Source organism: Vibrio sp. 99-70-13A1 (assembly GCF_013114625.1).
GTDB lineage: Bacteria > Pseudomonadota > Gammaproteobacteria > Enterobacterales > Vibrionaceae > Vibrio.
This window is the reverse complement of the sequence record NZ_VTXD01000015.1, coordinates 35026-48099: the sequence shown is the minus strand read 5'-3', so window position 1 is coordinate 48099 and position 13074 is coordinate 35026. Positions and strand designations below refer to the sequence as shown.

The 13074-nt window shown below is 42.7% G+C and carries 12 protein-coding genes; 4 read left to right on the top strand and 8 right to left on the bottom strand.

Annotated features, from left to right (window positions below):
* Positions 1–152: 152 nt before the first annotated feature.
* From F0226_RS11460 to F0226_RS11445, 4 genes are all read left to right on the top strand, one after another.
* Positions 153–1199 (top strand): ABC transporter six-transmembrane domain-containing protein, encoded by a 1047-nt coding sequence (locus F0226_RS11460; RefSeq protein WP_171735766.1) that lies wholly within the window; start codon positions 153–155, stop codon positions 1197–1199.
* A complete protein-coding gene (locus F0226_RS11455) occupies positions 1196–2398 on the top strand; it encodes an efflux RND transporter periplasmic adaptor subunit (protein ID WP_171735765.1) in 1203 nt (400 codons plus the stop codon). The genes F0226_RS11460 and F0226_RS11455 overlap by 4 nt, the downstream gene beginning before the upstream one ends.
* A complete protein-coding gene (locus F0226_RS11450) occupies positions 2395–5514 on the top strand; it encodes an efflux RND transporter permease subunit (protein WP_171735764.1) in 3120 nt (1039 codons plus the stop codon). The genes F0226_RS11455 and F0226_RS11450 overlap by 4 nt, the downstream gene beginning before the upstream one ends.
* 79 nt (positions 5515–5593) lie before the next feature.
* A complete protein-coding gene (locus F0226_RS11445) occupies positions 5594–6496 on the top strand; it encodes a helix-turn-helix transcriptional regulator (protein WP_171735763.1) in 903 nt (300 codons plus the stop codon).
* A gap of 94 nt (positions 6497–6590) precedes the next feature.
* Here F0226_RS11445 and F0226_RS11440 read toward each other — a convergent pair whose 3' ends face one another.
* From F0226_RS11440 to F0226_RS11405, 8 genes are all read right to left on the bottom strand, one after another.
* Positions 6591–7982, bottom strand: a complete 1392-nt coding sequence (locus F0226_RS11440; RefSeq protein WP_171735762.1) for a HAMP domain-containing sensor histidine kinase — start codon at positions 7980–7982, stop codon at positions 6591–6593.
* A 9-nt stretch (positions 7983–7991) separates the two neighbouring features.
* Positions 7992–8744: a response regulator transcription factor gene (locus tag F0226_RS11435; RefSeq protein WP_171735761.1), complete on the bottom strand. Its 753-nt coding sequence runs from the start codon at positions 8742–8744 to the stop codon at positions 7992–7994.
* Positions 8745–8815: 71 nt separating this feature from the next.
* On the bottom strand, positions 8816–9496 hold the full coding sequence (locus tag F0226_RS11430) for a spondin domain-containing protein (RefSeq protein ID WP_171735760.1): 681 nt from the start codon (positions 9494–9496) through the stop codon (positions 8816–8818).
* 9 nt (positions 9497–9505) lie between these two features.
* Positions 9506–10189, bottom strand: a complete 684-nt coding sequence (locus F0226_RS11425; RefSeq protein WP_171735759.1) for a spondin domain-containing protein — start codon at positions 10187–10189, stop codon at positions 9506–9508.
* A 164-nt stretch (positions 10190–10353) separates the two neighbouring features.
* Positions 10354–10800 (bottom strand): isoprenylcysteine carboxylmethyltransferase family protein, encoded by a 447-nt coding sequence (locus tag F0226_RS11420; RefSeq protein ID WP_171735758.1) that lies wholly within the window; start codon positions 10798–10800, stop codon positions 10354–10356.
* A 180-nt stretch (positions 10801–10980) separates the two neighbouring features.
* Entirely contained in the window at positions 10981–11571 is a 591-nt protein-coding gene (locus tag F0226_RS11415; protein ID WP_171735757.1) for a Crp/Fnr family transcriptional regulator, read from the bottom strand.
* Positions 11572–11765: 194 nt separating this feature from the next.
* A complete protein-coding gene (gene catB / locus F0226_RS11410; protein WP_171735756.1) occupies positions 11766–12398 on the bottom strand; it encodes a type B chloramphenicol O-acetyltransferase in 633 nt (210 codons plus the stop codon).
* Positions 12399–12653: 255 nt separating this feature from the next.
* A complete protein-coding gene (locus tag F0226_RS11405; protein WP_171735755.1) occupies positions 12654–13070 on the bottom strand; it encodes a SufE family protein in 417 nt (138 codons plus the stop codon).
* Between the last annotated feature and the right edge of the window lie 4 nt (positions 13071–13074).

Sequence of the window (13074 nt, the reverse complement as noted above, 5' to 3'; positions counted from 1 at the left end):
GCATAAAACAACAGAGCCCTTCTAATTTATATCAGTGACGGGCTTACTGAACACACCACTCAAGCGACTCAATTGATTTCAGCAAGCTGAGACACTTTTTATCCATTCACATAAGAAATAATGACTCCTAACTAATAAGTCGGGGCTTTATTTTGCCAGCCATTGCACACTTCACCATCAGGTCAATTCTTAAACACAACAAATCCAAGGTGGCGATTACCTGGTTTTTAGTCGCGCTTGAGAACCTGTTCATGGTGCTGCTTCCCCTTTTCATCGGATTTGCCATTGATGATCTGGTTAAGGGTGAGTTCTCTGATCTTTATTGGCTCTCTGGATTACTCGTATCTCTAATTGTTGTCTCTGTTATTCGGCGCTTTTATGACACACGTATATACGGTCGTATTCGTGTAGAAATAGGGGAAGCAGTCGAGGCTAAAATGCGTAATCAGTTACCGCCTAACAATAGCGTTTCTATTCGAAATGCTAGGTTGGACATGTCTAGAGAACTGGTCGATTTTCTTGAAAATGATACGCCGCCACTTATGACTGCAGGCATTCAACTAACTGCCTCAGTTATTATTCTCAGTTCCTTTCATATCAACCTAGGGATCAGCGCCATTATTGCGGGCATTGCCATGCTTGTGATTTATTCTCAGTTCCACCCTTATTTTACCCGCCTAAATAGCTCTTTGAATCACCGAATGGAGCAACAGGTTTCCATATTATCTCGTCTACCTTTTCGTGGTATTCGTCGCCATTTAGAACGAATTATGCGCCGAGAAGTGTTGATTTCCGATGCGGAAACCATTGTTTATGGATTGATATTTTTTGTTCTTTTTAGCTTAGTGATCGCGAATCTTTGGTTATCCACTCAAATGATAGAACCAACCGCAGGTCAGCTATTTTCTGCTGTGACCTATTCTTTAGAATTTCTTGAAGCCGCGATTTTATTGCCGATTACGCTCCAAACACTTTCACGCTTAACCGATATCAGCCAACGACTTAATCAAAAATGTCAGCTTGGCTATGGTCTTGAAAAAAGCTGTGACCTTGAAAATAGCTATGACCTTGGAAAAAGTTCTGACCTCGAAAATAACTCAAACCTTAAAACTAAGTCAGGGATCGAAATCAACTCTCCCTCACCGACCCAAACCCAAACCCAAACCCATAATGAATTCAATTCGGAGTCTAACCAATGAAAATTAAGAACATCATACCGATTGCTTTGAGTCTTGGGCTGATCGTGGGTGCTATTGGTTTAGTCGATATGCTAGAACCTGAGCCAACCCAAGCCGTCACCCATGAAAAAGAAAAGCAGCCAGTGAGCGTGACATTAGTTTCACCACAAGCTCACCAGCCAGTCATTTCCCTTATAGGAACCAGTGACGCTCGTTGGCCCGTTGAGATAAAAGCGCCTAGCAGTGCCAAACTAGTTTGGTTAAGCAAAAATGCAGAGCCCGGTGTATTGGTAGAGAAAGGGGAAGTCTTAGCCAAAATAGATACCACTCACCTTGAGTCTCAACTCGCGCAAGCTGAGACTTTAATGAAACAAGCGGCGCTCAACTTGCAACGTGAACAACATGAACAAACTGTCGCCCTTAAGATGTTATCGAATAAAAATAGCTCGGCGTATGCTCGAAGAGAACCCCAAATAGCTGCCGCGAAATCTGAACTAAAACAAGCCAAACAAGCGGTTATTAGTGCTCAACAGCATCTGAATGATGCCACAATAAAAGCACCCTTTAATGCGGTTATTTTGAGCAGAGCCATAAGCCCAGAGCAACAATTAGAATCTGGCGATATTTTGTTTACTCTAGCTTCAAGTGACAGTTTAGATATTCATGTTCCCATCCCTGAACCGCAATGGAATATTATCTCTACGGCGTTAAAAACCCCTAAAATTCAAGTGATTGATAAGCAGCAAAAAGAACATATTGCTACAGTTCGCTATATCGCCCCCCGAGTCGATAGCACTACGCGTCAGAGACAAGTAGTACTTACGGTTGAAGACCCATACCGAACCACACCAAAGCTTTTACCTAACCAACAGCTCGATATCGAAGTCACATTAGCCATGCGTGAAGCAGTGATGGAAGTGCCTTTGAGCGCCCTAACAAGAGATGGTCATATATGGACAGTCGACAGTGAGGATAAACTGCGAATTGAAACCATCCAACTCTTGGAAGAGAACGTAAACTCGGCTTATGTCATTTTCAATCACTCACCAGAGCGCGCAAGAAACATAGTGGCTTACCCATTGTTGTCCATGATTTCAGGTACCCAAGTTTCACCTGAGTCTGCTCTTGAAACAGCTCCTGAATCCGTTCCTCAAACAGCTCTTGACTCTGATCCTGAAAACGTTGCCTCAATTGCTTATAACATGGAGGAGTCACAATGAGTTGGTTAACAAAATGGTTTATTCATAACCCTGTTGCGGCCAATTTATTAATGGTCGCTATTGTCGCCAGTGGAGTCCTAACATTTGGTCAATTGCGTGTTGAGTCTTTCCCACAAATAGCCCCTTCTAGCTTGGTTATTCATGTTGCTTACCCGGGAGGAAGCGCTAAGCAAATCGATGAAAGCATCACCCAGCGCGTTGAAGAATCAATCAGTGGCATTGCTGGGATCAAACAAATCACCAGCCAGTCAGTGGCTGGGCTTTCAACAGTGCGTGTTCGTAAAACCACAGAGACTGAGCTCGATAAGTTACTTGAAGATGTAAAAAACCAAGTCAATGCGATAAGTGGTTTTCCGGTTCAAGCGGAGAAGCCTCAAGTCACCCGTGATGAATTTACCAACCTAGCATCTTTCGTGATTGTGTCTGCCCCTAGAACAGATAGCCAGCTCCAGCCAATAGCCCGACAAGTGGCTCAAGCTTTAAAGAAGCATCCTAAAATATCCAAAGTTTCTAACTGGGGAAGCCGAGATCCAATTGTAATCATAGAACCTGACATTGAAAAACTCAGAAGCTTGAAGTTAAACCTTTCTACCCTTTCTTCAATCATTGAGCAATCTTCTTTAGAAGCAAGAACCGGAGAGCTAAAAAGTGTTAAGGGACGAATGATTATTCGAGGTGATGGGTATGCCGATGATTTACAAAAACTAAGTGTACTCGAAATACTGTCTACACCGTCAGGGTCGGTTCGCCTTGGGGAAATCGCCACACTCACAAGAGACTATCAAGACAGTGGTTCCATCGTTCGCAATAATGGTGAGTCTGCCATCGCGCTTCTGGTCAGTACTCGACAAACTGACAACCTCATTCAAGTGAGTGGTGCAATCAAAGAAGTACTCCAAAAAGAACGCGATCGCCTGCCTGATGACGTGTCCCTTTCAACCATGGCTGACATGGCACCTTATATTGAAGATCAGCTTTATCGTTTAGGTGACAATGCGTGGCAAGGGCTGCTTATTGTCATGCTATTACTGGGAATCTTTCTGGAAATAAAACTGGCTTTTTGGGTAGCCGCGGGAATTCCTATCGCTTTATGCGGGACTCTTAGTGCCATGAATTTAATGGACTATAGTGTCAACGACATCACCTTGTTTGGCTTTATTCTGGTGCTAGGGATTTTAGTGGACGATGCCGTTGTAGTAGGAGAGGCGATTCATTCTGAGCGAGGAAAAACTTCCAATTCAAGAAAAGCGGCATGGAAAGGCGTAAAATCAGTGTCTGTCGCCACGGTATTTGGTGTGCTCACCACTATTGCGGCTTTTTCACCAATGCTTTGGATTAACAATGACTTCGCTAAAATACTGGCTGGGTTTTCTGCCGTGGTTATTTTTGCTCTGTTTTTCTCATTGATAGAAAGTAAATTTATCTTGCCTTCTCATCTCGCCGAAATGAAAACGAAAAACACACAAAAGAGCAAAACAGGGATTATTTCTCGCGTACAAAACGGTGCTCAATCAGGTCTTGCTCATGTCACTGAGCATTACTACCGCCCTGTCTTACAATATTCACTGCAAAATAAATTTGCTTCATTACTCGGGTTCAGTGCCTTTTTCATCCTAGCTTATGGCATGTGGGCGAGTGGTACCATTCGTAGTGCTATTTTCCCTGAAATACCGGGCCGCTATATCACTGCAAAAGTGACATTAGAAGATGGCTCTCCTTTGCCTTTACAAGAAAAAGCACTGGATAAACTAGAGCGCACCGCTTTACAACTCAATCAAGCGCTTCAAAAAGAATTCGCACTCATCGATGAGCCGCTTGTTAATTTACTGGCATGGTCTGATGGTTATGGCGAGGTAGAAGTGACAGCCGAACTGAGCAGTGAAGCACTGTCTACTCTACCCAGTAATCATTTAACCAATGAGTGGCGGTCACTTACGGGATCAATTGAAGGTGTATATTCATCTCAATTCACCGCAGCAGAAGAACCCGCAGGTGGTACTTTCATTTCCGTTTCCGCCACTGACCGTGAGCTCGCTAAACGAGTCGCTCAAGAAGTCGGTATGAAACTAGAAGGCTTACCTGGTGTTTCAGATGTATTTAATGATGGCAAAGGCGGGCAAGAGCAAGTTCGCATTACCCTCAATTCTTATGGTCGCCAGTTAGGGCTCACTCAAGACAAAATTGCTCAACTTGCAGGAGATGCATTCGGGCAAAGAGAGATCCATCGGTTATTAGAGCAGGGACAAGAAACAAAAGTCATTGTTCGATACCCAAGAAGTGAGCGCATGACGCAAACTCAGCTTCGATACACTCCTGTCATGTTACCAAGTGGGCAAACACTTCCTTTAAGTGAAATTGCCACCTTTACCGTAGAACGAGTACCTGAGGTGCTGTACCGCCGCAATCGAGAACAAGTAGTCAATGTCTATTGGAATCAAAACCGAGCGGTACAATCGCCAGAAGCCACGATGGCACTCTTAAGTCAATCTATCGACACTCTTCACAACCGTTACCCTGATGTGACCATAAAAGCAGGAGGAGAATTTGAAGAAATGGGCGAAGTCCAACAAGGCTTTCAGTCCGCAATGATTTTAACGCTCTTACTGGTCTACATTTTATTAGCGATTCCGCTGAAGTCTTACTGGCAACCTCTGATTATTATGGCGGTTATTCCGTTTGGGTTTGCCGGAGCTATCTTTGGGCATTACTTGATGGATCTGCCTATTAGTATTTTGTCGATGTTCGGCATGATGGCAATGACGGGAATTGTCATTAATGACTCCCTTGTTTTGATCACGCGTTTTAATTCTGAATTCAGAAATGGTGTACCTCTTAATCAAGCCTTAATTACTGCTGGTACGAGTAGGATGAGAGCTATTTTCCTGACCACAATTACCACCGTTTGTGGCTTGCTCCCATTATTAAGTGAAAGTGCTGAACAAGCGCAATACCTAAAACCTGCGGCTGTTTCATTGGTTTTTGGTGAGTTGTTTGCCACCACTGTCACTCTAATATTGATCCCTGTTTTACTGGGGCTCAGCTGTAAACAGTCCCAAGGAAAAGTTGAACCTGATTTAGCGAATCAGATCGACCTCCAAATTAAGCCAACCACATAAGGTAAATCCAATCGGACAAGTTGCATTTAAAAAGGCGAATCGTCATAGTGAAAGTTCCCGATACTCACTCACATTCACTATGACTGATCCCGCAAATAAACAGCCTTACGCGTTAGTACCTGAGATGGCATTATTAAAACCTTTGCCTGCTCACCACAAAACGCGCTTTGAGAAAGCTTTATTTACAATGCACAACTCATTGGCGGAGAGTTTGTCTTGGGAACAAATCGCGCAAGAGAGTGCCATTTCGCCCTATCACTTTCACAGGCAGTTTAGTCAGTTATTCGGGGAAACCCCGGGGCAATATTTAGGTCGGGTGCGCTTGCAATATGCCGTGTCGCTGCTTTCTTCAGAAACGCCATTAAAAGTCACAGATATTGCTCATGAATGCGGCTATTCCTCATCTCAAGCGATGGCAAAGGTTTTAAAGCGGGAATTAGGGATGACGGCAAAAAGTCTTCATCAATTCGTCGTCTCAGGCACGTCAGCAGATATGGCTCAACTGTTAGATAAGTTGTCGCACCCAGGAGCTAAACAGTCCATTGAAAAACAGCTGGCTCAAGACATGCCAACCGAACTGGTATGGTACCCCGCGAGAGGCATGAAAATTAAAGACATACCTAACTTTGACTGGGATGAAGTATTTGAAACTCATGGCGAAAACAGTACACGATTAATGAGTACGGCACCTATTTCAGAATTAGAACGAAAGTGGAAAGACATATCTTTTACTGTCGGGGACTGGCAAGTTGATAGTGAGCAGTATGATTACTTCATTCCTGAAGGCTATTACCTCTGCTGTGAGGTCTATTTAGTGTCTGATATTGCCTATCTGGCGGCAATTGAGGGCTTATTTAAACAAGCAGAGATTCTAGGCTATCAAGTGAATGAATCTGCCCATTTAATCGAAATGGTTCATCACGTTGATATGAGCGCTATTGGTGGTGTAACTTTCGCTTTTCAAATTCCCATTATTATTTAATACATTTCCAAAATATGAAATTGTGCCAGTCGCCTATGAATGTCGACTGTTCACTCTCACTTGTGAGATATCACTCTGCTGCTGTTAAGTCAGGTCAGGTCGGTGAGTTTAAGTAAAAGCTTTGTTCAAACCTATTATCTACCTGAGAAGTCTGTAAGACACTGTAATGCAACATAAGGATGGATTTAACGATGCGAGTGCCTATCCCCAACGAGCCATTTGGTGCTTCATTATCAATAAAGTTACGGAAGACAAAGTAAATTTTTCCATTGTTTGAATCCGCCGTGATTTGACATTGAATCTCGGCGTCCTTAGGGCTATGACGAAATGCATTGTCCAGTAAGTTCAATATCAAACGTTCTAGTAACTGCTTATCTCCAATGGTTTCCAACCCGTCCTCAACCTCCATCTGCAAACAGATATTCTTACGAATACAATGACTACGCATAGTTTCAGCGCACTCATCAAGTAAAGGTTTTAACGCAACCAATTGATACTCATAACTAGGCAGTTTTGCCTCTTGCTTCGCAGAATCAAGCAGAGATTCCAGTTGAATAGATAACTTGTTGCAATTTCGATAAGCGATATCAATCAATGGGTCTGACTCTGGGTGAGTCATCTTCCAGGTTTCTAGATAACCTAACACGCTAGAAAGGGGGGTTTTTAAGTCATGACTCAGTTGCAATAAGCTCTGTTTTCTCGCTGAAGCTTGATATTCCAACAACAAAAATTGTTGTTGGATGTGTTTTGCCATCAAATGATAGGACTCTGCTATGGGAATTAACTCTGGTACGCGATAGGTAAAGTCGGCATTGAGACGAAAATCATGTCCAGCTTGCTTCTGAAGCTGATCAGTCACTTGCTGAATTGGCTTGAGCAAACTCTGTTTTACAAGCCAGTAAGCACCAAACGCAAAGCCTAAAATGGAAAAAAGAACCAGCGCAGTTAGCGCTGAGTATGGGGTATTCACAATTGAGTTGGCGATCGCCGTGTGGCGTGTACTGCCTATTACCACGTAGAGATAACCGACCGTTGATCCTAACTCTTCAATCGCAGCCACTGAAAATACTTTGTTTTCATCAGGGTTACGGGGATCGGTACCCAAAATGGGAAAGGCTTGATTACCTAAATAGCGTTTGATGGGATTAAGATTAACATAACCCATCAACTGAGCCTCCTCTGGGGCGGCATGAGTGGTAATTTTTCCTTGGCTATCCAAAAAATAGATCTCAAAATCTGGTCCCATCAACATAAGAGTATGAAATATCGACTTCAACGCCTTCGGGTTGTAATCCGTGCCGATCATTAATGGGTTGTCATCTCGCATATGACTGGCAAGATCTTTGTGTAAGCTTTGTTTGGTGAATTGCTCGGTTGTTTCTTTCTGCCAGTTGTAGGTTGTTGCGATCACCAAAGCAGTCAAGCAAAACCAAATACTTGTAAATATCACCAATCGTGATTTAAAACTTAACGGTTTTTGTTTCATCTTGACACCCTATACTCTTGGCTGAAACTTGTATCCAACGCCCCATACCGTCTGAATAAATTGCGTATCTTTTTCCGACTCAGGCAACTCTTTTTCTGACTCAGACAATTTAGTTCTCAAACGATTAATGGTACTGCAAACCGTATGATAATATCCCGTGTGGTTAGTATTCCAGACATGCTCTAATAGCTCATCTTTGCTGAATACCCTCCCAGGGCGATTAGCGAGAAACTGGAGCAAAGTAAATTCTGTAGCGGTCAATGGCACATCTTCGTGATTAAGAGACACTTGATGGAGCTCTGGCGTTATCGTCAGACAACCAAAATCCATTGTGCTTTTAGGTTCAATTAATTCTGGAATATCCGTTGAATTAGATTGATTTCTACGCAGAATATTGCGAACTCGAGCCTGGAATTCAAGCACACTAAACGGCTTCGAAATATAGTCGTCAACACCAGCTTCCAACCCTTCAACTTTTTCTAATTCACTACCGCGCGCCGTCAATACCAATACCGGAACCCAATCATTATTTTGACGAAGTTGGTGACAAATATCCAAACCGTCACCGTCGGGTAAACCTCGGTCCAGCACAAGTAAGTCAAAGGGTTCATCTTGATAAGCAATATGAGCTTGCCGACAACTTGTCACGCGAACGGTTTGATGGCCTTGAAATTTGATGTGCATTTGTATCAGTTCAGCAAGATCATTATCATCTTCGACAAGCAATATCTTGGCACTTTGAGCATTGAGGTTGTTTTCCATGACATCTCCCTATCCCAGTATTGTCATACCCTCATGCAGACCGAGATAGGGAGCATTTTCTTTCATATTAATTATTCAATCCTTGTAATTACAAGCTGAGCTCCAGGGTTTAGAAAGCGATGGTTAGCAGAAAGCGTTGACGAACTAAGACCATCATCTTGGCTAATAACACCTGAATGAAACGTTACTCGGTCATCATCATTTCGCTCGGCATTAAAACCTTCACCGCCACCGGCAGGACCGGGGATCGTCTCAGAAAGCTCATCATTAGCTTCCGTCCCTGAATCCCAAACACTCATGCTCATCGAGTAACGACCACCTACCTCCAAACCAGAGACATCTATACCGGTTTCTCCGACAAATGCATCATTAGTATTGACTAGCATCGAGGCAATCGATAAGTAGGGATAATAAGACGTCACCGTCAGTTCGACACTATCGGTGGATCCAGGTAACAATAAGCCATTGCCAGAAACAGAGGCTCCAACGCTTGATTCAGAATCTGACAATGCAAGGAGCTCCGCATTGCTTCCTCCTTCAGCAAGATATTCCAGTTCCATCGATGCCGCGCTTCCTACTTCAAATAAGTTGTATTCCTCTGTGTGAGTCATTATTGCAAGAGGGGACATAGGTTGGTTAGCGGTAAGGTTCGTGACGCTAATGCTATAACGCGCTTTTGTTGTGTCATTATCATCACCACAACCCGCTAATGTAATAGCGACACATGCCGCAATTAAAATTCGCTTATTCATACAGCCCCCTTACTTAACAACGATAGTGATGGTTGCAACAGGGTTCAACCAACGATGTGAGCTGCTATCTAAATCACTCATTCCACCAGCATTGTCACTATCACCAAGATTACCAGGGTGGATATGAACCGTATTATTGCTATTAGCAGTTTCTACCCCAGTACCACCAGCCCCAAAAGTTATAAAAGGAGGGTTAGGCATACTGCTTGCCAGCTCATCATTCGCCTCAGTACCCGCATCATAACCATAAAGTGAAGCCTTATATGTGCCAGCTTCAGAAGGAATAGTCCAACTGTCTAACCCAACAAATCCATCATTAGTTGGCAACAACATTGCACTTAATGATAAGTACCCCATATCTCCACTGTCTAAATTGAATGTAGTCGCCATACCTGGATCCAAAATACCCGAAGCAGGATTTTCTACTACCACTCCACCCGCATTGCCAACTAAAGAAGATAAGCCAGAGATGTCACCACCCTCAGCCATCGCTTCTAGTTCTGAAGAAGCGCTTTCACCAAGCCGGAACATACGTGCATCACCACTGTGCGCAGCGACTATCAGAGGGGTAAAATAAATGCCCTTTGTTGCATTCGTAACCGTAATTTCCATTTCTGCAGCCTGAATAACGTTGATATTCATAGCTAGAGCAGAAGCGGAGATAATAAGTCCAAGTTGAGAGAGTTTTAACATATCGATTCCATCCATTTTGTTGAGAACACTTATAGGATGAACCTCAAGTCTCACGACCCGTTCATGTAATTCTCATAAAAATCTCACAAGTTAATCACGGCCATCGTGCAGCGTCTACTATTTAGAGGCGCCTGCAAATAGAAGCGCCTGCAGACTTCTAGGCTTTAAATCCACCGACGCACTTTTCGACAGTATTCTTCGTAATCTTTACCAAACTTAGTGTGCATCATTTGTTCTTCAAATGAGATATACCACCTGTCCGTTATAAATAGGAATATGACCGCCATTAATAAGGACACAACCGAAGCCCCCATGAGCATTGAAAAACCGAGCATTGCAATAGTAAAGCCCAAGTACATAGGGTTTCTTGTGTATTGGTAAATACCTTCTGTGACTAACATGGTTGGCTCATCAAACGTCATAATATTGGTTTCTAGTTTCTTAAATAACTGTTTACCTGTCATCGCGAGCATCAAACCCGCACTAATGATAGGTAAGCCAATAAGGTTAAAAGGAAAGATAAGTAAATGAGTGGCGCTAATACTCCAGCACATTAAGCCCATTGCAATGATAAAAATTAAGAACAGAACTGGTGGTAGTAGTTTTTGCATGTCGATACTCCGTTGTCGAAAACGAGAGCATATAAAAATCAAATTAACGCCACCTTAACCTATGTTAAGCCCAACGAATCTATGTTTAGTCCACAGTGCCTATATAAAGCCCACCTAACCTGTGTTAAGCCAACCGAATCTATAAAAAGCCTACCTAACCCCTGTTAAAGCCTACCGAACCTAGGTTAAGCCCATTTCGCGACGGATACGCGACAAAGTAACATCGGTGATGCCTAAGTACATGGCGACATGACGAAGTGGAATTTCTTGGCTGTCTGCACCAAACTCTTTTAGAAATTGTAAGTAGCGTTCCTTTGCCGACAGCATAAGAAACCCAGCCTCTCTTTTTTCTTTCTTTAGCACTAAACGCTCGAACATCTTACGAACAAAATCTCCCCAATTATTGTTTGATTTAGAAAGCTCCACCAAATTTGAGTAGCTTATCGAAGCAATAACACATTCGGTAAGAGCCTGAGCAAAGAATGGACTAGGGCTACCTTCAACAATCGAACTGATGCTTGCAAAAGCGCCGCCTTTTCTAACCAACGATTTATTACGCTCGATGCCATTTTGATCAATATAAAAATATCTACCAACGCCATTCAGAACAAAATGGACATCAAGTGGAAGCTCACCGCTTAAAAAGAGGTACTCTTTCGGGTGGCAATAGCGAAATGTAAAATAAGGAAGTGCTATATCCATATCGGATTGATTTAATGAGATAAAAGCCGAGAATGTGTTTTTCAGCAATTGTTGATTGGTATTTTCCATATTCCTACCTATTACGAGCAAACCAGAAGCATGGTACCTATTAAGTGACAGATCGGTCACAAGCCTAAGGCACAGGCTATTTTTCCAAAACCGATATTGCATGCTAAGACTTGCGGTCACACTCCAAAAACCTGCTCTACACTCCAAAAATTAGCTCTAAAGTGCCATGTGTAAATCATCAGATAAAATGGGTATTACGTACGAATTAACGTTTTCCAATAATCATACAGACCTTCAATATTTGATGAACACATTAAGCTCATGGCTCCCTTCACTTGCTCATCACTCCATTCCCACCATTTCATCTCTAATAATTGGGCTATCTCGCCTTCAGAGAATCTGTAACGAATATGTTTCGCTGGGTTCGAACCCACAATTGAATATGGAGCAACATCTTTAGTCACGACAGCACGGCTTGCGATAATTGCGCCGTCTCCAATAGATATACCGCTCATGATCATAGCTTCCGTGCCAATCCATACATCATTACCAATCACCGTATCACCCGAACGCTGAAAGCCATCTTTTGCATCCGCAAAGCTCTCATTATCCTGATAGAAAAATGGAAACGTGCTGACCCAATTGTTTTGGTGCCCTTGATTACCAGCCATCATAAACACCGCACCAGAACCTATCGAGCAGTAACGGCCAATAATCAGCTTATCTATATCAGTCCTATCCGCGAGTAAATAACGCGCACAATCATCAAAACTATGATTATGGTAATAACCAGAATAGTAACTATGCTCACCCACGATAATATTTGGGTTCGTGACTTGTTCTTTCAGAGATTTACCCACAAAAGGGCTCTCAAAAAAATTATTCAAACTGTATTCCTTTGGAAACTTATAACGTTTTTATGAGCTTGACCGGCATTAACCCTGGCTAGGAACGGGTAGTGTCGTCCACAATTAACTACCCTTGATTATGCGGGCATGTACCACAATTATACTACTCAGTGGTACATGCCCGCATAAATTTAATTAATTCTCTTTCTATATCGTTCTTGACCAGAAGTTTTCCTTAAACCGCAAGGATGAATCCTTGGCAGATTCCAAGATGCAGTAAAATGTAAGGTAGGTTCAATACACTTCCAGTGTACAACGAGCTGTTTCTTGAATTTTTTCAATGATCGCATCCAGCCCTTGCGTTCTACCTGGCGTTAAGTGTGATTCTAAATCAAGAGATTGAAACCACGCTCGAATGTCATAATTCAATACCTGTTCTACCGTTTTTCCGTGATACGCTATTCTCAACAAAGCCAGTAAACCTTTCACAATTGCGGCATCACTCAATGCCGAAAACATGAAAGTTTGAGATACATTATCATAGTCAAATCCCAGCCATACCCGACTCTGGCAACCTGCTATCAAATAATCATCATTCACTTTCGAATTTGGGTAATTAGGGAGTTTTTCTCCCAATTCAATAAGATATAAATACCGTTCTTCCCAGTCACTGCAACGCGAAAAATTGCGAGAAATTTTGTTCGGTGTCATCTGC